This is a genomic window from Streptomyces sp. NBC_00236, from assembly GCF_036195045.1.
Lineage (GTDB): Bacteria > Actinomycetota > Actinomycetes > Streptomycetales > Streptomycetaceae > Streptomyces.
In genome coordinates this window covers 7,279,260-7,300,557 of sequence record NZ_CP108100.1, presented here as the reverse complement: position 1 = coordinate 7,300,557, position 21,298 = coordinate 7,279,260, and the positions used below count along the sequence as shown (strand labels likewise).

Sequence of the window (21,298 nt, the reverse complement as noted above, 5' to 3'; positions counted from 1 at the left end):
GTTACGGTCTCGGTATGACAACTGTCGCGCTTGACACGGGGGTAGGGCCGCTGCTGCGCAGCTGGCGGGAGCGGCGCCGGATCAGCCAGCTGGAGCTGGCACTGCGGGCCGACTCCTCGGCCCGGCACATTTCCTTCATCGAGACGGGCCGCTCCCGCCCCAGCGAGGAGATGGTCCTGCGGCTGGCCGGCCATCTGGAGGTGCCGGTGCGGGAACGCAACGCCCTTCTGGTGGTAGCCGGTTACGCCCCGCGCTTCACGGAGACCGCTCTCGACGACCCGGCGATGGGCGCGCTGCGGGAGGGCCTGGAGCGGCTCCTCCAAGGGTACGACCCGTACCCGGCGTTCGTCGTCGACGGCCTGTACACCGTGGTGGCGGCCAATCAGGGGATGACCCGGATGCTGGACGGGGTGGCGGATCATCTGCTCGCCCCGCCGCTGAACGCGATGCGGCTCACCCTGCACCCGGAGGGCCTGGCCCCGCGCATCCTCAATCTGCGGGAGTGGCGGGCCGATCTGCTGGCCCAGATGGAGCGTCAGATCGCGCTGGTCCGTTCGGCGGAGCTGCGTGCGCTGTACGAGGAGGTCGCGGGCTATCCCGTACCGGACGGGGCGGCGGGTGAGGCGGACCGGTGCGCGCCGTCGTCCTCGGTGCCCTTCGCCCTGCCCCTGGTGATCGAGCACGGAGAACAGGTGCTCTCCTTCGTCGCCTCCATCGCCACGTTCAACACCCCGATGGACGTGACGGTCGCGGAACTGGCCATCGAGACGCTGCTGCCGGCGGACGCGGCCACCGCCGCACATCTGCGGTCGCTCATCGACTGACGACGGGCCGGGTCCACGGGGCGTCCGCCCGGGCCAGGACGCAGGCGGCCAGGCAGGCCACGGCGAGGATCACCACGGCCAGCACCAGCGGCAGGACCGGGTGTCCGTGCAGGACGCCCATGGCGCCGACGAGAGCTCCGGCCAGCATGGCGGCCGCCGAGAGGACCCGGCGGCCCGCCTTGCCGCCCGGCCCTCCGGCGAGCCGTCCGTCGGAGGCGATTCCGGTGATGGTCAGCGTGAGCACGGTCGTCTTGAGGTCGGGGACGGCGAGTGCCCGCGCGACGGCGTTCTGCAGGCCGAGGCCCAGGGCGAGCAGCGCGATGAGGGTGAAGCGCACACCGCCGGTGTACGGACCGCCCGAGACGAGCGTGACGACGAGAGCGGCCAGGACGCACACCGTCTCCGCACACAGTGCGTGGAGCAGCATGCGACCGCGGTGTGCGTGGGACCGGTGGACGAACCGTCCCCCGGTCACCGCCCCGGCCACGAACCCGCCGAGCGCGACGAACGAGGCGACCAGGGAGAATCCGGGAGCTCCGGCGAAGGCGAACCCGGCGAAGACCACGTTCCCGGTCATGTTCGCGACGAATACCCGGCCCAGTTCCAGATAGCTGACGGCGTCGACCAGCCCGGTGACGACGGTCAGGGCGAGCATCAGCGGCGGCAACGGCCCGTGCCGGTCGTTCATGTCCGGTACGAGGGTGGCCCATGCCTCACGCAGCACTACGGGCACGGGCATCGGCACGGGCGCGCTCCGATCGCGGGACGGTTGATCAGGATGGTCCCGTCGTGTCCCCCGCGACGGGCGCGGCCGGGGCGCGTCGTCCCTGCGCCGCCCGAACGGCGCAGGGACGACGGCCCTGCAGAGCGCGGAGCTACACACGCGCCCCGTTGTCGAGCGGATGCCGGCGCCCGGCCCCGGACATCTTGCGCGGGGTGTGCGCGGGCGGCGGGGCCTTGCTGCCGCGCTCCAGGAGGAGGGCGGCAGGGACGGCCGTCATGACCGACGAGTACGTACCCACCACGATGCCGATCAGCAGGGCGAGGGCGAAGTCCGCGAGGGAGTCTCCGCCCAGCACCGCCAGTGCGACGAGGATGAACAGGGCGCCCATACCGGTGTTGACGGTTCTGGGGACGGTCTGCAGGACAGCCCGGTTCGCCACTTCGGACAACGGCTTTCTGCGTGCCTTCGCCCACAGCTCCCTGACCCGGTCGAACACCACGACGGAGTCGTTGACCGAGTACCCGATGACGGTGAGGAGCGCGGCCAGGAAGATGCCGTCGACGGTGCGTCCCAGCCAGGCGAAGGCCCCGACGAGAATGACGACGTCGTGGACGAGCGCCCCGACGGAGGCGACGGCGAACGTCCAGCGGAACCTGATCGCCAGATAGCCCAGTTGGACGAGCACCGCGATGGCCAGGGCGATCAGGGCGTTGCGCCGCAGTTCGTCGCCCAGGCTGGGCCCGATGAGTTCGTCGCGCACCTTGGTGGTCTCGCCGCCTTCCTCGGCGAGGGCGGCGCGCAGGGCGTACTCGTCGTGGTTGTCGAGGTCTCCGGTGCGCACGGAGATGTCGCCGGCGCCCGCCGTGGTGACTTCGGCGTCGCCGAACCCCGCACCGGCGAGCGCGGCGCGCGCGCTCTCCACGTCGACGGGGCGGCTGGTGGAGTACTCGACGAGACGGCCGCCGGTGAACTCGACGCCCAGGTTGACGCCGCGTACCAGGATGCCCGCCACGGCGACCGCGATCAGGGCGGCGGAGATGAGCAGCCAGCGCCGGGGGGTACGCATCAGCTGCGGATCACGGCGGTTGATCCAGGTCCGGACCCGGCCCGGACTGGCGATGCCGTTGACGCCCCGGTAGTCACTGACGAACCGCGAACGGGCCGCCGTCTCGGTGAGGGCGCGGGCGATGACGAGCGCGGAGAACATCGACGCGAGGACGCCGATGCCCAGGGTCACGCCGAAGCCCTTGACCGGTCCCGATCCGAGGAAGAAGAGCAGGCCCGCCGCGATGAGCGTCGTCACGTTGGAGTCGGCGACGGCACTCCAGGCGTGCCGGAACCCGGCGGTGAGCGAGGTGCGCAGCGACTTGCCCGGGCGCAGCGCGTGTTCCTCTCTGGCCCGTTCGAAGACCAGCACGTTCGCGTCGACCGCCATCCCGATGGCCAGGACGAACCCGGCCAGTCCGGGCAGGGTGAGGGTGACGCCGAGTGCGACCAGAGCGGCGTACGAGATCACCCCGTAGGCGCCGAGGGCCACGGCGGCGAGGGCGCCGAAGAGCCGGTAGACGACGGTGATGAACAGCGCCGTGGCCGCGGCCCCGATGACGGCGGCACGGGCACTGGCGTCGATGGCGTCGGCGCCGAGCGTCGGGCCGACCGTCCGCTGCTCGACGATCTCGACGGGCACGGGCAGCGCTCCGCCCTGGATCAGCAGGGCGAGTTCACGGGCCTCGTCGGCGCTGAAGGAGCCGGTGATCTGGGTGGATCCGGAAGGCAGTCCGGTGTTGCAGGCGACGGTCGGGGAGACCTGTGGCGAGGAGATCACCTTCTTGTCGAGGACGATGGCGACGCGGCGCCGTTCGTCCTGGACGGGGTGACAGGCCGCGTCCCCGGTCAGCCGGGTCCAGTCCCGGCCGGCGTCCTTGTGGAAGTCGAGGGAGACGGACCACCCCGCCCCCTGCTGGGCGTCGAACGCGGCGGATGCCTCCTTGACTCCCGCGCCCGAGATCGCGGCGGGGCCGAGCGCGAGGGTGCGGCCCTCCTCGTCGGGGAGCGCCGTTCCACCGCCGGCCGGGTCGCCGGGGCCCTGGACGGCGTGGAACGTGAGCTGGGCGGTCTTGCCGATGACGTCGGCGGCCTTGCGCGGGTCCTGGACGTCCGGGAGTTCGACGATGATCCGGTCCTCGCCGGAACGGGTCAGGGTCGGCTCCGTGACACCGAGCGAGTCGATGCGCTTGCGCAGCACTTCCAGGGTGCGGTCGGTGCTCTCCCGGTCGGCCTTCGCGGTGTCGGAGTCCTTGGCCTGCAGCACCATGCGGGTGCCGCCCTGGAGATCGAGGCCGAGTCTGGGGGACATGGTCAGCGTGATGAGCACGGAGACGAGCAGCACGGCCGCAGCCAGAACTGCCCGCACCGTGGTGGCGCGGGTCATGCGTGATTCCTCCGAGGGGCGGCCGCACCGCCCCTCCCCGGTCGCCGCGAAGGGCGTCAGGACGGCGGAAGCGGCACGGTGTTGGGGATCGGGACCGGTGAGCGGTCCCCGGGCCGGTGGACGGCGGCCCTCGGAGGCCCGCGTACGCCGGGAAGCGCCGCGCGGAAACGCTCGGCGGCCACGGAGGGCGGGGCGGGCGCGGAAAGGGGGACGGGGTGCGGGAGCGGGATCCCGGGCGGGAGCGGTGGCAGGGTGCCGGGACCGGGCGGGGGAAGGTGCTGCGGGGTGCGGGGATGCTCTGCGGCTGCCCACGGCTGCGGTCCGGGTGCCGGCTGCGGTCCCGTCACCGGCTGCGGTCCCGTCACCGGCTGCGGTCCCGTTGCCGGTCCGGGACGGTGGGCACCCGCGGCGGTGGCACCGGTGCGGCGGAGAGCATCGCGCATGTCGCGGGCGCCCGGCGTCCGGCCTGCCGGGTGGGTGCGCACGGCCACGCGGTCCGTACGCCGGGAGCGGTCGGTGTCGGCGGCGGACGGCCGGCTTCCGGCCGGGCCTTCGGCCGTGGCTGCCGGTCCGGCCGCTGAGCGGACGAGCAGCCCGGTTCCGGCGGCCACGGGTGCGCCGCCTGCGACGGCGAGAACGGCGAGGAGCAGCGCGGCGAGGAACTGCCGTGCCGCGGCCGTGCGTCCGCGGTGCGCCGGGGCGTCCGGCCGGCTCCCGGGGGGCGCGCTCCCCGGGGGCGGCCCCGGGAGTGTCACCCGGATCGGCCGGGCAGGGCCGGTGCGGCCGAGGCGTGGCGGAGCACGGAGCTGAGGATCAGCCCGGCACCGCGCACGACCGTGGTCGCCGGGTCGTCCGTGAGCCGGACGGGGACGCCCAGACGGAGCGCTATCCGGTTGGTGACGTCGGAGCGCAGCGCACCGCCTCCGGCGAGCAACGGGCCCCTGCGCAGGGCTCCGAGCAGCGCGCCGTGCCGGTCCTGGTGCCACATCCCCATGACCATGTCGCTGACGGCCCGGACGACGGCGGTGGGTGCCTCACCGGGTTCCAGGTCGCTGGTCCCCGTCTCGGCCAGGCGCGCGTCACGGACCCTTCCGTCGACGAGGAGGGTCACCTCGGTCAGGTCGGCGCCGATGTCGACGACGAGGAGCGGGCCGCCGTCCTGCGGACCGGCGCAGGCCGCGGCGGCCCTCGCGCTGTCCAGGACGATGACGCTCGACGGGCCGAGCGCGGTGAGGAGGTCCCGGGCGGCGGCGCGGTGCCCGGGTCCGGCGAGAACGGGATGACTGAGGACGATCACCGTGTCGCTGCGGTCGGCGCCCAGCGCCGTGTCGGCGATCCGGCCGAGCATCCGGCCACAGGACTCCGCGTCAATGATCCGTCCGCGCCGGACCGGACGGCCGCTGTGCCCGTAGTCACCGGCGGGGTCGGATCCGGTGTCCGCGACGACGCCCTGCCCGGGGATCCAGGCGCGCGTGCGGGAACTGCCGAGGTCGAGCGCGAGACCGCGGGTGAGACCCCGGTGCTGCGGCTGATGCCCTTGGTGCCGGTGAACGGGGCGAGCCTGTCGCCGTCCGTCGCGCAAAGAACGCATCGCCCCTCACCCCCGGCCCGCTCACGCGGCCGTTCACACACCCATTGACCCGCACATAGCGAGGCATGGCCGAACCCTCACTATGCAATAGGGAGGCAAAGAAAGCCACTCCCACACCGAATCGAAGGACGGGGTGGTGTCGGGTGGTGCCGGGTGGTGTCAGGGGAACGCGGTAGGAGCAGCAATGGTTCCGTACCCGCGGCCGCCCGGCCCTCCGGCCGCCGGACTCCCCCTGTCCGGCGGCCTCGCGCCGTCACCCCCCGGACGGCAGGAACTCCGCGATCAGTTCGGCGAACTCCTCCGGGCCGGCGATCCGCACGCCCAGGTCCTCCGCCTTGGTGCGCTTGGACCCCGCCTTCTCGCCGGCCACCAGAAGTGTCGTGCGCTTGGAGACGCTGGAGGAGGACTTCCCGCCGGCGCGCTCGATCAGCTCGTTCATCTGATTGCGCGAGAGCTTCTCCAGGGCCCCCGTCATCGCTCCGGTGACCACCACGGTCATCCCGTCCAGCGGCCGCCCGTCCGCGCTGCCGCCCTCTTCCGCCTCGCCCTCCTCGCCCGGCTCCGGTGGCGGGGTCGCGCCCGGCTCGGTCATGGTGACCCCGGCGGCGACCAGCTTCTCGATCAACGGGGCCAGCTCCACCAGCTCCGCGACCACGCCTGCGGCCTTCTCCTTGCCGATGCCGTCGACCCGCTGGAGCGTCTCGATGTCGGCGGCTCTGATCCGGTCCATGTCCGCGAAGTAGCGCGCGATCCGCCGGGACATGGAGCGCCCGGTGCCCCGTACTCCGAGGGCGCAGAAGACCCGGGAGAGCGGCTGGGCGCGCGCCGCGTCGATCGCGGCCAGGAGGTTGTCGGTACTGGTCTCGCCCATCCGCTCCAGTGCGAGCAGTTGCTCGCGCTCCAGGGTGAACAGGTCGGCGAAGTCGGCGACCAGTCCGGCGTCGACGAGCTGGACCACTCGGGTCGCACCGAGCCCCTCGATGTCGAGCTGGTCGCGCCCCGCCGCGTACGAGATGGAGGCCACCAGGCGGCAGTCGCGGCCCCGGACACAGCGCCAGCGCTGCTCGCTGGTGTCGATCTCGGATCCGCACTGCGGGCACGCCTCGGGGAAGACGACCGGCTGCTCGTCACCGGTCCGCAGATGGGCGACGGGGGCCTCGATGCGGGGAATGATGTCGCCCGCCTTGTAGACCATCACGTGGTCGCCGATCCGCAGATCGCGGCGGGTGATGTCGGCCGGGTTGTGCAGGGTGGCGTAGCTGACGGTCGATCCGTCGATCTCGACCGGCTCCAGCACGGCGCGCGGCGCGATGATGCCGGTACGGCCCACGTTCCACTCGACGCCGAGCAGGCGGGTCACCTTCTCGACGGCCGGCAGCTTGTACGCGATGGCCCAGCGCGGTGCCCGGGTGCCGGATCCGGCGTCGCGCCGGTCGGCGGCGAGGTCCGCCTTGATGACGATGCCGTCGATACCGAAAGGCAACGAGGCGCGCAGGGAGGCGACTTCCTCGACGCGCGCCTGGACGTCCTCGACGGTGGCGACGGTGCGGGGCGCGACTGCCGTGTCCGCCGCGGTGTGCACACCGAGGCCCGCCACGTATCCCAGGGTCTCGCTGTGGGGCAGCTCGGCCAGCGTGGCGGTGAGCTCCCCCGAGTCGGGCAGCGCCAGTGCGCCGTACGCAAAGAACGTCATCTCCACCGTGTAGGCACGGTCCTTGGCGCGCAGAGTGCCCGCCGCCCCGTTGCGCGCGTTGGCGAAAGGCGCGCCGCCGTGTTCCGTGCGGAGCGTGTTGGCCTGCTCGAACTGCTCGGCCGTCATCAGGATCTCGCCGCGCATCTCGATCGTGACCGGCTCGGCGAGCTGCCGGGGCAGTCCGACGACGGTGCCGATCGCATGCGACACGTCCTCCCCGGCCGTGCCGTCGCCACGGGTGATCAGCTGCTCCAGCCGGCCGGCGCGGTAACGGGCCGCGACCGCGAGCCCGTCGAGCTTGGGCTCGACGCTCCAGGCGGTGACCGGCCGGCCGATCCGGCGCTCCAGCGAGGCGGTCCAGGTGGCGAACTGCTCGGCCGAGAAGACGTTGTCCAGGGAGAGCATCGGGACCGTGTGCGGCACGTCCCCGACCGCCACGCCACCGGCCACCTTGCCGGTCGGCGACTCGGCCAGCACGTCCTGGGGGTGGTCCTGTTCGTATGCGGCGATCCCGCGCGCCAGCCGGTCGTACGCATCGTCGTCGAGCGCGCTCTCGCCCGTGGCGTAGTACGCGGCGGCGGCCTGCGACGCTTCTTCGACCGCGGCGGCGTAGGCGGCGGTATCGGCGAGCACAACAGCTGAGTTCGTCATGACCCCCATCCTGCCGTCCACCACTGACAACGCCCTGGTCATGACCTCCGCGGCCCGCTCCGGGACGGCCGCGGAGCACCGCCCGTCCCCTATGCGGTGCCATCCATCGATACGTCACCCGAGAGAGCGCTCTCCCATGCGGCGAGCACCTCAACCAGGTGCAAGGGAAAGGGAATTGCAGGTCCGCACCCTCTATTGACATGCCCTAGACACGCTTCTACGTTCCTCCGAGAGAGCGCTCTCTCGCATCGTCAAGGAACCCCACTTCCCCCCGAACAGGAGTGCCGTGCTCTTCTTCCCCCATCGACGCACCGGCGAGGACACCCACCGCGGAACACCCCGGCGGTACCGCACCGCCACCCTCGTCGCAGCCGCGCTCGCCCTGTCCTTCCTCCAGGCCACCAACGGCAACGCGTCCGCCGGGCCCACCACGGCGGCCGGGGCACCGGCCGCCCCCCAGGCCGCTGCCGACGTGGTCCGGGTCGCCGAGTTCCTCGCCGAGTGCCCCTACACCCACCGGGCCCCCGACGACCCGATCGTCTTCCCGGGCCTGCCCGGGGCCTCGCACATGCACAGCTTCTTCGGCAACGACTCGACGAACGGCAACTCCGACCTCGCCTCCCTGGAGAAGGCCAGGACCAGTTGCGCCCCCGACACGGACCTGTCGTCCTACTGGGTGCCGACCCTCTACGACGGCGACAAGGAGGTCGAACCCACCGGCACGACCTTCTACTACCTGGGCGAAGGGGTCAGGGACGACGTCATCCGGCGGATCCAGCCCTTCCCCCGCGGTCTGCGCATCGTCGCGGGGAACGCGAAGGCGACCGGTCCCGACGACAACACGATCTCGCGCTGGTCGTGCCTGCACCACGGCGAGGTCAACCCGTCCCACGACTTCGTGAACTGTCCGGCCGACGCGATGCTGGAGTCGTATCTGGACTTCCCCCAGTGCTGGAACGGCCGGGACCTCGACTCGGCCGACCACAAGAGCCACATGGCGTACCCCGTCGGCGGCGACTGCCCGTCGACCCACCCGGTGCCGGTTCCGAAGCTGCGCCAGGTGCTGCGGTACCCCGTCAACGGTGACCCCGCCCGGTTGCGGCTGGCGTCCGGCCGGGGCTACACGATGCACGGCGACTTCTTCAACGTGTGGCCCGAGGCCGAGATGGCGCAGCGCGTCCGCGACTGCATCAACGCCATCGTGAAGTGCGGTGCCGACGGCACCCCCTGACCGAACGGCATCCGTCCGACGCCCGTCCCGGAACAGCGCGTCCCGGGGCGGGCCCTTTCCCCCGAGGACCTCGTGATGAAGGCGGCCCGCACCACCGCAGCCCTGTCGCTGCTGCTCCTCCTGGCCGGCTGTGCGGCCCCGGCCGCCGCCGAGCGGCCGGCCCCGCAGAGCCCCACCGCATCCGCTCCCCCGCTCTCCGTCCCGGCCCATCCGACGGATGCCGCCTGGGTCCAGCTGATGACACCGATGAACGAGCAGGCCGTCGCGCTGCTGACGCTCGCCGGGAACAGGGCCGTTGATCCCCGCGTACGGAGCTGGGCGGCCACCCTGCGCACGGCGCAGAACGGCGAACTGGCTCGGTTGCGCCCCCTGTTGGCCCGGATGGGGCTGCCGGACACCAATGTGCACGAGGGGCATGACATGCCGGGGATGGTGACGGAGCACGATCTCGCACGGGCCCGCACCGTCGCGGGCGGGGCCTTCGACCGCTTTCTCGTGGCGCAGATCGGCGACCATCTGCGCCAGTCCGCGCAGGTGTCGCGCTCCGAGACGAAGGCCGGCACCCGCCCGGACGCCAGGCAGCTCGCGGCCACGATGGTGTCGGCCCGCCGGGCCGAACTCGACCGGCTCGCAGGCCTGTCGTCACGCACCGGGTGACGCCCCGCCCGCCTCGGGTCCGGTCCGGAGTTCCCCCTCTGCGCGCCGCTCGTACCACCCGGTATAAAGACTGCATGACTGCCGACGTGCCCCTGCCCGCCCGTCCCGCCACGCTGGAGGACGTCGCACTGGTGGCCGGGGTGTCACGAGCGACGGTGTCCCGGGTGATCAACGGGGCGACCACCGTCGATCCGGCACTGCGGCGGATGGTCGAGGAGGCGGTGGGCACCACCGGGTACGTGCCCAACCGTGCGGCCCGCTCGCTGGTGACCCGGCGCACCGACTCGATCGCGCTCGTCGTGTCGGAACGGGAGCGGCGCACGGTGTCCGAGCCCTTCGTCGGCCGGATGTTCTCCGACCCGTACTTCGGGCGGGTGGTCAGCGGGCTGCTGGAGGTCCTGCGGCCGGCGGGTATCCAGCTGGTCCTGATGCTGGCCGACGACCAGGAGTCCCGCGACCAGTTGGTGTCCTATCTGCGCCACGGGCATGTCGACGGGGTGGTCCTCATCTCGTCGCACGCCGAGGATCCGCTCCCCGGGCTGCTGCACGACACGCGGCTGCCCGCCGTGCTGGCCGGGCAGCCCCGCAGGACGACGCCGATCACCTACGTCGAGGCGGACCAGCGGGCCGGGGCCCAACTGGCGGCCGATCACCTGGCCTCGCTGGGCCGCCACCGGATCGGCACCGTGTCGGGCCCGCAGGACATGCCGGCCGGTCAGGCACGGCTCACCGGCTTCCTGGACGCGCTCGCCGCCCACGGCATCCGGGACGTGGCGACCGCCGAGGGCGACTTCACCCATGCGGGCGGCGCTGCGGCGACGCGGCGGCTGCTCGCGGACCGGCCGGACCTCGACGCGGTGTTCATCGCGTCGGACCTGATGGCTCTGGGCGCCATTCCGGTGCTGCTGCGGGCCGGCAAGGACGTTCCCGGGGATGTCGCCCTCGTCGGGTTCGACGACAGCAGTGCGGCGCTGGCCTGCGATCCGCCGCTGACGACGGTGCGGCAGCCGGTGGAGGAGATGTCCGCGGAGATGGCCCGGCTGCTGCTCAAGCAGATCGGCAATCCGGGTACGCCGGCACCTTCGGTGATCTTCCATCCGACGCTGGTCCGGCGGCAGTCGGCCTGACCGGAGCCCGGGTGGGGTCACCCCGCCGCGCCGGTGCCCGCGTCCTCCTCCTCGCCGGGCAGACCGTCACCGGCGCCCCGTACGGCGTCAGTCGTCCGCACCACCGGCACCTGCGGCCCCGATACCTCGCGCAGCCAGCGTCTGAGGACCCGGTGCACGGCTTCCGCGCCGACCAGCTCGGCCGCCCGTCCACCGCCCTCGGCGGCGACCGCCTCCAGTGGGTCCGTCATGTGGCGCGGCCACAGCAGGAACGGCCGGGACTGCTCGCCACCGAGCCCGCCGTGCGAGCCGATCTGTTCCTCGAAGGCGTGCACCGTGCCGGTCCCGGGGTCGTACATCGAGTTGACCATCACATCGGCGACGTGCGGGAACGTGTCGGTGCGCCGGATCGCGTCGGCCGCGCCCGGGCCGAAGGGGGTCAGCGGGCCCTGTCCGTCCTTCAGCTCCGCCACGGGGATCCGTGTGCCGTCCCGCCCCAGTACCACCGATCCGTCGCGCTCGCTGTGTACGAGCAGGAAGCCGATGCCGGGGTGGTTGGCGAGCGTGCCGAGCAGCGCGGGGTGGCGGCGGTCGAGCTGTTCCTGCGAGGCGCGGCCGTCGATGTCGGGGAAGGAGATCAGGCCGAGGTTGCCGGAGGCCAGGACGACCGGGTCGGAGGCTTTCGTCAGCTGCTTCTCCTCGCCGCCGGCGACCGGCCGGTGGAGGGCGATCCGGACCGCGTCACGTGCCTCGGAACCGCTTCGCGTGCGCTGGGCCCTGCGGGGGACCGGCAGTCCGCTGCCCGCCCGCACCAGGTCCTTGAGCGTCAGCCCGTACACCCCGGCGAAGGTCTCCCCCGGGCTCTGTCCGTGGTCGGACAGGACCACGACGCGGTAGTCGCGCGGCGTGTGCTCGGCGACCTTGGCGATCAGGGCGAGCGAGCGGTCCAGCCGGGCGAGGACCTTCTCCGCGTCCCGGCTGCGCGGCCCCGAGTGGTGGGCCACCTCGTCGTACGCGACGAGGTCGGCGTAGACGGCGGTCCGTCCCCCGAACATGTCCCCGATGACGGCGGCGACCACCACATCGCGTTCGACGACGGTCGCGAAGGCCCGGATGAAGGGGTAGAGCCCGCCGCGCTTGATCCGGGGCGTCTCCTTGCGCATCCGGGCCCGGGTCGACTGGCCGATCTCGCGTCCGACCTCGGCGACGAAGGAGAGCGCGGTACGGACGGCGTTGGCGGGGTCCGAGAAGTACGCGAAGTAGCCGGCCCGGGAGCGGCGTCCCTTGCCCCGCCGGGCGGCCATGGACAGGACGACGGCGAGCTGGTCGGCGCCACCGCTGAAGAGGTTGCCGCGGCTGGCACCGTCGACGGTGAGCAGTCCGCCGTCGTGGGCGCGCACGATGGCGCGGCGCTGGAGTTCGAGGGCGCTCGCCGGTCTGCTGGAGACCATGACGTCGCCGGTCTCCTTCTCGTACCAGCGGAAGGCAGGGACGTCGTGGTTGCTGCCGTGCAGGATGCCTAGCTGGCTGGCACCGGTCTGGCTGGACCAGTCGGTGCGCCACGGAGTGAGCCGGTGGCCCTCGGTGTCGGCCAGCCAGCGCGCGACGGTCGGCATGACGCCGTCGGCGGCGGCCTGCGCGAGGACGTCGTGGCCGACGCCGTCGAGCTGGATGAAGACGGTACCGGGGGGCCCTTCGCCGCCCGCACCGCCCGTGCCGCTGCGGCGGCGGCGCCGTTGGGCCAGGCGCGAGAGCCTGCGGCGGTAGGCGTTGTCGTCACGGACGGCGAGTGCCGTGGAGGTCGCGGAGGCGACCGCGGACATGACGGCCGCGACGACGACGGCCGTTTCCGGGGCGGCGGCGCCCCGCCCGTCCGGGATGAGCCACAACGCGATCAGGAGCAGCGAGCCGTTGAGGAAGAAGACCAGCATGCCGAGGACGAAGGCCGGCACGATGAGCAGGGCCCGTACGACCACCGGCCAGACCAGTGCCGAGAGCAGACCGAACGCACCCGCGCCCCACGCCGCGGTGAACGCGGTCTTGGTCACGCTGTCGCCGTCGTCCGACTGGAGCTGGAAGTCCGGCAGGATCCCGGCGAGCGCCAGCAGGGTGATCGTCGAGACCCCCCACACCACGATCACTCGCATCAGGGCGCTTCCGGCTCTCCGCCATCGCCCGTCACCCACGCCGCTGCCACCTCACGTCCGGGCCCTGCCGTTCCGGGCCCGGCCCCAGCCTTTCACAGCGAGCGCGGCGGTCCGCGGCGCGATGGCCGGTGACGGGCCCCGGGGCGTGTTTCGGAAGCAGCGCCGTCCGCCCGGCGAACCTTCGAAACAGGCCCTAGCAGCCGTCGTAGCCGGCGGTCGGCATGGAGAGCCTGCGGTGCACACTGGCTTTCGTACGGGCGCTGTACTGCGGTTCGTCGAGACCGGCGATCTCCAGGCGGACGCCGCGCCGCTCGCACTCGGCGGCGAACTGCGGGACCGAGGCGACGGCCCGGGCGAGCACCCGGTCGGTGGGGGCGACGAAGAGTTCGACCTCGCCGCCCTCGACGTCGGCCCAGAGCCCGTGGTGGTCGGGAGCCAGTCCGTAGAGGCGCAGCTGCCGGGTGACGACGTAGCCCTGGTCGGCGGCCCACCGGGCGCACATGGCGTGCTGGCTGCGGGTGTCCACGAGGAACGGATCGCTGTCGAGCTCCTCCAGCGGCGTGAGACTGGCGATGGCCGCCACGCGTACGTCCCCCATTGGCTGTCCCCCGTACCAGGGGGTGTCTGGCAAACCCCCGCGGCGTCGCGTCGTCCGGCACGGGGCTGTGCCAGAGACCCCCTTGGCGTTCTGCGACCCTACCGGCCGGATACCCGTTCCAGAAGGCGCACGTCGGGGCGGGAAGGGGCGCCCGGAGGTGCCCGGGGTGCGCCGGGGGCCCCCGTGGGTGCCGTCCGCCCCGTAGGCTCGTCGGCAGGTCCTACGAGCAGGAGGCGGCACGTGCCGGTGGAGATCACCTGGTGGGGTCATGCCACCTGCACGATCGAGGACTCCGGGGTCCGGGTCCTGACGGACCCCCTTTTCGTACGGCGCTTCGCGCATCTGCGGCGGCGACGCGGTGAGCTGCCGGGACCGACGGCCGCGGTCGCCGACGTCGTGCTGATCTCGCATCTGCACTCCGACCATCTGCATCTGCCGTCCCTGGCCCGCATCGCCCCGGGCTCCCGTCTGATCGTCCCGCTGGGGGCCGTCCGGGCGGTGCCGGGGCTGCGGGTGCTGCGCAGGATGCGGGCGCTGCGGATCACCGAGGTGGCGGCGGGCGACGAGGTGCGGGTCGGCGCGGTGCGGGTCAGGGCGGTGCCCGCCCTGCACGACGGGCGGCGCCTCCCGGTCGGCCCGCACCGCTCCCCCGCGCTCGGATACGTCGTCGAGGGCGAGGCCCGGACGTATTTCGCCGGGGACACCGGGCTCTTCGACGCCATGGCGGACGCGGTCGGCCCGGTGGACGTGGCCCTGCTGCCGGTCGGCGGCTGGGGACCGTATCTGGGCCACAGCCACCTCGACGCGACGCGCGCCGCCGAGGCGCTCGTCCGGATCGCGCCCCGGGCCGCGGTGCCGGTGCACTACGGCACGTACTGGCCGATCGGGATGGACGGGGTCCGGCCCCACGAGTTCCACTCGCCGGGTGACGAGTTCGTCCGCCAGGCGGCGCTGCGGGCGCCCGAGGTGGCGGTGCACCGGCTGGAGCAGGGCGAGCACGTGCGGCCGGGGGCCACCGGGTGATAGTCGAGTTCCTCCGGCAGACGACGCAGCTGCCGCCCGAGTCGACGCAGCAGGCCGTCGGCTATCCCTCGCTGTTCCTGCTGGTGGCGCTGGGCGCCCTGGTGCCGGTGGTGCCGACGGGTGCCCTGGTGAGCTCGGCGGCCGTGGTGGCCTTCCATCAGTCGTCGCCGTTCTCGCTGCTGATCGTGTTCGCGGTGGCGTCGTCCGCGGCGTTCCTCGGGGACATCTGCCTGTACTGGCTGGGGCAGCGCGGGGTGCGGTCGAAGAACGGTTCCAGGTGGCTGCGTGCCATCAGCGACCGGGCCGCGCCGGAGCGGCTCGCGCAGGCGCGGCGGAAGCTCGACGAGCACGGCGCGATGGTGCTGGTGCTGTCCCGGCTGGTGCCGGCGGGGCGGATCCCGGTGATGCTGGCGTGTCTGCTGGGCCGGATGCCGCTGAGGCGGTTCGCCCGGGGCGATGTGCCGGCCTGTCTGGCCTGGGCGGCCACGTATCAGCTGATCGGGATTCTCGGCGGTTCGCTGTTCCCGGAGCCGTGGCAGGGCGTCGTGGCGGCAGTGGGTCTGACGCTGCTGATCAGCGGGGCACCGGCGCTGTGGCACCGGCTGCGTGGCCGGTGACTTCCGGCCGTCTCAGCCGCTGACCGTACGGGGCTCGCTCGTGGTGTCGAGGATGCGCGAGCCGCCGATGGGCAGGTCCCAGAGCCGCTCGCGCGGGTGGCCGGCCCGTCGCCATGCGGTGCGCAGCCGGGTGAGCGGTTCGAGGACGGGCTCCGCGGAGAGCAGGAAGGTCGCCCAGTGCATGGGCGCCATGGCGGCGGCTCCGAGATCCTCGTACGCCTGCACGGCCTCCTCCGGGTCGGCGTGCACACCGGCGAGCCACCAGCGCGGCTCGTACGCCCCGATGGGCAGCAGGGCCAGATCGATGCCGGGGTGGCGGCGGCCGATCTCGGTGAACCAGTGGCCGTATCCGGTGTCGCCGGCGAAGTAGATGCGTTGTCCGCGGCCGGGCCCGGTGGTGTCCTCGATGACCCAGCCGCCCCACAGCGAGCGGCAGGTGTCGGTGAGGGTGCGCTTGGACCAGTGGTGCGAGGGAACGAAGTCGAAGCGGACCCCGCCCAGTTCCGCCGATTCCCACCAGTCGAGTTCGGTGACACAGCCGAAGCCGCGGCGGCGGCACCAGCGGCCCAGTCCGGCCGGGACGAACAGCGGGGTGTGCCGGGGAAGCCGGCGCAGGGTCGGTGCGTCGAGATGGTCGTAGTGGTTGTGGCTGATGACGACGGCGTCGATCGTCGGCAGGTCGTCCCAGGGGACGCCGACGGGGGTGATCCGGGCCGGGGTGCCGAGGATGCGGCGGGACCAGACGGGGTCGGCGAGCACGGTCAGTCCGCCGGTACGGATGATCCAGCTGGCATGCCCGGCCCAGGTGACGCAGGTGGTTCCGGCGGGGGTGGCGGGCAGTGGCCCGGGGGCGTACGGCAGCCGGTGGATGCCACGCAGTCCCTCGGCGTTGGGCCGGATGGAGTGTTCACGGGCCAGTCGGGACATGCCCGTCAGGCCGGGGAGGGGCGCGGTGAGCCGGTCGGCGAAGCTGCTGGGCCAGGACCGCAGCTCGCCGAGGGGGCGCGGGGTCACGATCTCTCCGCCGGACACCACGCGCGGGTCCCGGGCGAGGGAGCGCTCTGTCTGTTCCGTCATCGGGGGACTCCCGTCTCGGAGAGCGTCGGCGCAGCGTGTCAGCGGGGTTCGTCGAGGGCTGCCCGGAACATGCTCAGCGCTGCCGCGACATGCGGCAATTCGAGGGGTTCGGCCGCGGCGAGGGACTCCGTCTGCTGCCGCGGTGTCGAGCCGAGCAGCGGTCCGGTGCCCAGCCGCACCCGCAGGGCGCCCAGTTCGTCGCCGAAGCGGTGGCCGCCGGGGGCCGGGGCACCGAGGCGCTCCGTCAGGTACTCCTCCAGTTCCAGCGAGTCCGTGACCCCGCGGGCGGCGAGCCGGGAGCGCAGCGGGCCGAGGTCCGCGTACAGGTGACGGCCCGCCTGCGGGGGTCTGGCCAGCGCGCCGGAGGCGAGGACGGCGTGGTGGGCGGCCGCGGCGACGCGGGCCTGGAGGGCCGCGGCGCGGCGGACGCGTTCGGTGACGGCGTCCGGTTCGTGGAGCGCGTGGGCGGCGGCGGCCGCGACGGGGCCCGCGACGAGGGCGCCGAGCGCGGTGAGGATGTCGAGCGTACGGGCGTGGCGGACCGCGGACCGCGCGGTGTCCGGGAACCGGGCGACGGCGACGGGCCAGGCCGAAGGGGTCAGCGCGCCCGCCAGGTCGGAGACGACCGTGACGTCGTCGGGGCACATCTCGGCCGGGCTGAGCAGCACCGTGTCGTGCGGCCGGTGCAGGGTGTCGCGCCACGTCTCGTCGCTGACGATGTGCAGCCCTTCGGCGACGGCCGCCTCGCACGCCTCACGCACCAGTTCCGGCGGGGCGACCGTGGCGGTGGGGTCGTCCACCACCGAGATCAGCAGCAGCCGCGGCCTGCCTCCCTCGGCGCGCACCCTTCGTACCGTCTCCAGGAGTGCGTACGGGTCGGGGACGCCGCCGCATTCGGCGGGGGTCGGGACCTGGTAGGCGGGCCTGCCCAGCAGCCGGGCCTGCGGGATCCAGGAGGCGGGGCAGGGGCGCGGCATCAGTACGTCGCCGCCGTGTGCGGCGATCAGGGCGAGCACCAGCGGGGAGGTGCCCGGCGCGGCGGCGATGTGCTCGGGGCCGCCGCGCAGTCCGCGCCGGTGCCAGTAGGCCAGGGCCGCCTCGCGCAGGGCGGCCGAGCCGCCGGCCGGTTCGGGTTCGCCGCGGCCCGCCGCGGCCGCCAGCACGTCGGCCAGTCCGGGCAGCACGGGCAGGCCGGGGTCCGGGGCGGGCGGTCCGTACCGTACGGGCCCGCGGTCCTCGCGGATCCCTGGCCCGCCGCGCCCCTGACGTCCGGTCCGCTCCCGGCCCATCCGGGCCTCCTTCGCCGCCGCTCGGTCGCCGTGCCCGTCGCCCGGGCCGTGTCCGCCCCTTTATACGAGGGAATGGAGCGGGGCGCCTGCGCTACCGCGAGGCCGTCCGGGCGGTCTTAGCACGGCCTCGGCGAGGCCGCCCGGCGGCCCGGGATCCGGACCGCGACGCGACGGCCCCATTGACACTCGCCCCGCCCCGTTATTACGGTCACGCCAGGATTTCGAACGAGTGCCGAAATATCGAACAAGTCGAGGGGCAACTCCCGTGCGTATCACCGGAATCAGCACACATGTGGTCGGAACACCCTGGCGCAACCTCACCTATGTGCAGGTCCATACCGACGAGGGCCTCACCGGTGTGGGTGAGACCCGGATGCTCGGCCGCACCGATGCGCTCATCGGCTATCTGCGCGAGGCGGAGGCCAACCACATCTCCGGTTCGGACCCGTTCGCCGTCGAGGATCTCGTACGCCGGATGAAGTACGGCGACTACGGGCGGGCCGGTGAGATCGTCATGTCCGGCATCGCGGTCGTGGAGATGGCCTGCTGGGACATCAAGGGGAAGGCGCTCGGTGTTCCCGTCTGGCAGCTTCTCGGCGGAAAGGTCACCGACCGGGTCAAGGCGTATGCCAACGGCTGGTACACCACCGAGCGGACCCCGGAGGCGTATCACAAGGCCGCCTCGGCGGTCGTCGCGCGCGGCTACCGGGCGGTGAAGATCGACCCGTTCGGGACGGGCCACTTCGAGCTGGGCCAGGAGGAGACCCGCTACTCCGTGTCGCTCATCGAGGCGGTCCGGGACGCCATCGGTCCGGACACCGAGCTGATGCTGGAGATGCACGGCCGTTTCAGCCCCTCGACGGCGGTGCGGATCGCCCACGAGATGGCCCCGTTCCGGCCGGCCTGGCTGGAGGAGCCGGTGCCGCCGGAGAACCTGAAGGCGCTCGCCAAGGTGGCGGCCAAGGTCGACCTGCCGATCGCGACGGGTGAGCGCATCCACGACCGCATCGAGTTTCGCGAGCTCTTCGAGTCGCAGGCCGTCGACATCATCCAGCCGGACGTCGGCCACATCGGCGGGATCCTGGAGACCCGGAAGCTCGCCGCGACGGCCGAGACCCACTACACGCTGATCGCCCCGCACAACGTCGGGGGCTCGGTGCTGACGGCTGCCAGCCTCCAGGTCGCGGGCTGCACCCCCAACTTCAAGATCCTCGAACACTTCAACGACTTCGCGGACGCCGACATCAAGAAGGTCGTCAAGGGCGCCCCTCAGGTCGACCCCGAGACCGGCTGCTTCGAGCTCTCCGACGCCCCCGGCCTCGGCGTGGAGCTCGATGTCGACGCGGCCGCCGAATTCCCGCAGCAGCAGGCCCGGTTCGACCTGTGGGCCGACGGCTGGGAGAAGAGGCAGCCCAAGTGAGCGACACGCCCGCCCGCTCGCGGGCGATCACGATCGACCGGCCGGGCGAGCACCGGCTGACGGACGGACCGGTCGTGGAGCCAGGCCCCGGCGAGGTCCGGGTGCGGGTGGCCGCGGCCGGGATCTGCATGAGCGACCGCGAGGTGTACGACGGTCATCGCGACCCGGGTTACGTGCACTACCCCGTGGTGCCCGGCCACGAGTGGTCGGGCACCGTCGAGGCGGTGGGGGCGGGCGTCGACCCGTCCCTGACCGGCCGGCGTACGGTCGCCGAGGGGTTCCGTTCCTGCGGGAGCTGCGAGCGGTGCCGCGGCGGTGAGACCTCGCTGTGCACCTCGGGGTACGACGAGACGGGTTTCACCCGGCCCGGCGCTTTCGCCGACCATGTCGTGCTGCCCGCAAGGCTGTTGCATCCGCTGGCCGACGACGCGGACCTGCGCGCCGCGGCGCTCCTGGAGCCCGCGGCCGTGGTCGCGGCGGCCGTACGGGCCGGGGCCCCCGAGCCGGGTGAACGGATCGCGGTCGTGGGCGCGGGAACGCTCGGGCTGCTCGCGGTCCAGCTGCTCGCCGCGGTGTCTCCCGGTGAGCTCACGGTGATCGATCCGCGGGACGAACGGGCGCGCCAGGCGCTGCGCTTCGGGGCGAGCGAGGCCCTGGCACCGAAGGAGGCCGCGGAGGTGCACGGCCGTTACGACCTGGTGGTGGAGACGGCCGGGGCCGCGACCACCGCGGCCGACGCCTGCCTGCTCGCGCGGCGCGGGGGCCGGGTCGTGCTCACGGGGATGTTCGCGCCGGGGGCCGTCGGCATCGACCCGGTCCACCTGTCGCTGAGCCAGCTCACGGTGCGCAGCGTGTTCGGGGCCTCGTCCGCTTCCTGGTCGTACGCGGTGCGGGCGTTCACCGCGGGGCTGCTCGATCCGGCGGCCCTGATCACGCACGAGTTCCCGCTGGAGCGGTTCGCGGAGGCCGTCGCACTGGTCGGGGGCGGCGGCGCGGGGACGGGCAAGGTGCTGATGCGCCCCTAGGGCCCCTTGTCTGGATCATGCCGGGCTCGCGGGGCCCGGCACGCGCTCCCGGTCCTTCTCGCCGGTTCACGCCCGGCTCGCGGGCCCGTCCCGTCCGTCGCTCCTTCACCCGAACCTCGTCCGACCCACCGAACACGAAAGGTCGCTCATGACCTCCGTATCCCCTGCCCCGTCCGGATCGCGTACCGGCGTCCGGCGTCCGGGCGAGCCCGCGCTCAGCGCGCTCGGGCTCGGCGCCCCCGCCGCGACCCCGGCCGACGCGTCCCCGCACTCCTTTCCCGACGGCGGCACATGGCGGACCGAGATCCCGTCCGTGGAGGGCCCCGAAGCGCTGTCCGTCGTACTGAAGGAGAGCGCGCGGCTCGATGTCCCCGTCCACCGGATCAGCCAGGGCAGCGGCGTCTGGATGCTCAGTGACACCGAGATCACCGACATGGTCGAGGGCTGCGCCGAACGCGGCATCGAGCTCTGCCTGTTCACGGGTCCGCGCGGCAGCTGGGACACCGGTGCCTCGTTCCGCACCGATTCGGGCGGCGCCGGGCTGCGCGCCCGTGGCCACGACGCCCTGGCCGGCTGTGTCGAGGACGCGCTGCGCGCCTGCGAGCTCGGCGTGAAGTGCCTGCTGGTGGCGGACGAGGGGGTGCTGTGGACGCTGCACCGGCTGCGCGAGCAGGGCGTACTGCCCGCCGACACGACGTTCAAGGTGTCCGCCCTGGTCGGCCCGGTGAATCCCGCGTCGTTCGCCGTGTACGAGCAGCTGGGGGCGGACTCGGTGAACATCCCGTCCGACCTGACGCTCGCTCACTTCACCGAGATCCGGCGCGCGTCGGCGGCTCCGATGGACCTGTACATCGAGGCCCCGGACGACCTCGGCGGGTATGTGCGGATGTACGAGGCGGCCGAACTGATCCGGCGCGGCGCCCCGCTCTACCTCAAGTTCGGCCTCTCCAAGGCGCCGGGAATCTACCCGTACGGTGCCCATCTGCGCGATGTCGCCCTTCAGACGGCCCGCGAGCGGGTCCGGCGCGGCCGGCTGGTCCTGGATCTGCTGGCCCGGCACGGCGCCGGCGGGAACATGTCGCCGCTGGGCTCCCGACTGCCCGGCACCCTGCGCCGCTTCCCGGCGCGGTGATCCACCGCCGGGCGGGTCCGTGACCCGGACCCGCCCGGCCTCCCCGGCGCCCGGGCCCAGGC

General features: G+C 73.1%; 18 protein-coding genes. 9 read left to right on the top strand and 9 right to left on the bottom strand.

Annotated features, from left to right (window positions below; all coding sequences use genetic code 11):
* The first annotated feature begins 14 nt into the window (after positions 1–14).
* Positions 15–824: a helix-turn-helix domain-containing protein gene (locus OG446_RS32535; protein WP_328897373.1), complete on the top strand. Its 810-nt coding sequence runs from the start codon at positions 15–17 to the stop codon at positions 822–824.
* Here the strand turns inward: OG446_RS32535 and OG446_RS32530 are convergent.
* From OG446_RS32530 to ligA, 5 genes are all read right to left on the bottom strand, one after another.
* The gene (locus tag OG446_RS32530; protein WP_328898488.1) at positions 814–1,557 is read right to left on the bottom strand and encodes a YoaK family protein; all 744 of its coding nucleotides are present in this window, start codon (positions 1,555–1,557) and stop codon (positions 814–816) included. The genes OG446_RS32535 and OG446_RS32530 overlap by 11 nt on opposite strands.
* Positions 1,558–1,699: 142 nt before the next feature.
* Positions 1,700–3,979: a protein translocase subunit SecD gene (gene secD / locus OG446_RS32525; RefSeq protein ID WP_328897372.1), complete on the bottom strand. Its 2,280-nt coding sequence runs from the start codon at positions 3,977–3,979 to the stop codon at positions 1,700–1,702.
* A gap of 56 nt (positions 3,980–4,035) precedes the next feature.
* Positions 4,036–4,734, bottom strand: coding sequence for a hypothetical protein (locus tag OG446_RS32520; protein WP_328897371.1), 699 nt, complete (start codon positions 4,732–4,734; stop codon positions 4,036–4,038).
* Positions 4,731–5,570, bottom strand: a complete 840-nt coding sequence (locus OG446_RS32515; protein ID WP_328897370.1) for a rod shape-determining protein — start codon at positions 5,568–5,570, stop codon at positions 4,731–4,733. Before OG446_RS32515 ends, OG446_RS32520 begins: the two co-directional genes overlap by 4 nt.
* A 253-nt stretch (positions 5,571–5,823) precedes the next feature.
* Positions 5,824–7,914, bottom strand: coding sequence for an NAD-dependent DNA ligase LigA (gene ligA / locus OG446_RS32510; protein ID WP_389259639.1), 2,091 nt, complete (start codon positions 7,912–7,914; stop codon positions 5,824–5,826).
* Between the two features lie 286 nt (positions 7,915–8,200).
* On the opposite strand from ligA, the gene OG446_RS32505 reads away from it, so the two are divergent.
* The 3 genes from OG446_RS32505 (at position 8,201) to OG446_RS32495 (ending at position 10,929) form a co-directional block, all read left to right on the top strand.
* Positions 8,201–9,145: a DUF1996 domain-containing protein gene (locus OG446_RS32505; protein WP_328897369.1), complete on the top strand. Its 945-nt coding sequence runs from the start codon at positions 8,201–8,203 to the stop codon at positions 9,143–9,145.
* Between the two features lie 75 nt (positions 9,146–9,220).
* Positions 9,221–9,802, top strand: a complete 582-nt coding sequence (locus OG446_RS32500; protein WP_328897368.1) for a DUF305 domain-containing protein — start codon at positions 9,221–9,223, stop codon at positions 9,800–9,802.
* Positions 9,803–9,876: 74 nt separating this feature from the next.
* Positions 9,877–10,929: a LacI family DNA-binding transcriptional regulator gene (locus OG446_RS32495; RefSeq protein WP_328897367.1), complete on the top strand. Its 1,053-nt coding sequence runs from the start codon at positions 9,877–9,879 to the stop codon at positions 10,927–10,929.
* A gap of 17 nt (positions 10,930–10,946) precedes the next feature.
* Here OG446_RS32495 and OG446_RS32490 read toward each other — a convergent pair whose 3' ends face one another.
* Positions 10,947–13,055 carry a phage holin family protein gene (locus OG446_RS32490; protein WP_328897366.1) on the bottom strand — a complete coding sequence of 703 codons (2,109 nt, stop codon included), beginning with the start codon at positions 13,053–13,055 and terminating at the stop codon, positions 10,947–10,949.
* 193 nt (positions 13,056–13,248) lie between these two features.
* Positions 13,249–13,653 carry a hypothetical protein gene (locus OG446_RS32485; RefSeq protein WP_328897365.1) on the bottom strand — a complete coding sequence of 135 codons (405 nt, stop codon included), beginning with the start codon at positions 13,651–13,653 and terminating at the stop codon, positions 13,249–13,251.
* A gap of 240 nt (positions 13,654–13,893) precedes the next feature.
* On the opposite strand from OG446_RS32485, the gene OG446_RS32480 reads away from it, so the two are divergent.
* Complete coding sequence (locus OG446_RS32480; protein WP_328897364.1) at positions 13,894–14,676, top strand: MBL fold metallo-hydrolase; 783 nt, start codon at positions 13,894–13,896, stop codon at positions 14,674–14,676.
* A complete protein-coding gene (locus OG446_RS32475) occupies positions 14,676–15,293 on the top strand; it encodes a DedA family protein (protein WP_328898486.1) in 618 nt (205 codons plus the stop codon). Before OG446_RS32480 ends, OG446_RS32475 begins: the two co-directional genes overlap by 1 nt.
* 12 nt (positions 15,294–15,305) lie before the next feature.
* Here the strand turns inward: OG446_RS32475 and OG446_RS32470 are convergent, their stop codons facing one another.
* A complete protein-coding gene (locus tag OG446_RS32470; RefSeq protein ID WP_328897363.1) occupies positions 15,306–16,370 on the bottom strand; it encodes an MBL fold metallo-hydrolase in 1,065 nt (354 codons plus the stop codon).
* A gap of 38 nt (positions 16,371–16,408) precedes the next feature.
* The gene (locus tag OG446_RS32465; RefSeq protein ID WP_328897362.1) at positions 16,409–17,659 is read right to left on the bottom strand and encodes an aminotransferase class I/II-fold pyridoxal phosphate-dependent enzyme; all 1,251 of its coding nucleotides are present in this window, start codon (positions 17,657–17,659) and stop codon (positions 16,409–16,411) included.
* 265 nt (positions 17,660–17,924) lie between these two features.
* Here OG446_RS32465 and OG446_RS32460 point away from each other — a divergent pair, with 265 nt between their 5' ends.
* From OG446_RS32460 to OG446_RS32450, 3 genes are all read left to right on the top strand, one after another.
* The gene (locus OG446_RS32460) at positions 17,925–19,079 is read left to right on the top strand and encodes a mandelate racemase/muconate lactonizing enzyme family protein (RefSeq protein ID WP_328897361.1); all 1,155 of its coding nucleotides are present in this window, start codon (positions 17,925–17,927) and stop codon (positions 19,077–19,079) included.
* Positions 19,076–20,104: a zinc-dependent alcohol dehydrogenase gene (locus OG446_RS32455; protein ID WP_328897360.1), complete on the top strand. Its 1,029-nt coding sequence runs from the start codon at positions 19,076–19,078 to the stop codon at positions 20,102–20,104. The genes OG446_RS32460 and OG446_RS32455 overlap by 4 nt, the downstream gene beginning before the upstream one ends.
* A 148-nt stretch (positions 20,105–20,252) precedes the next feature.
* Positions 20,253–21,236, top strand: coding sequence for a hypothetical protein (locus OG446_RS32450; RefSeq protein WP_328897359.1), 984 nt, complete (start codon positions 20,253–20,255; stop codon positions 21,234–21,236).
* Positions 21,237–21,298 lie beyond the last annotated feature (62 nt).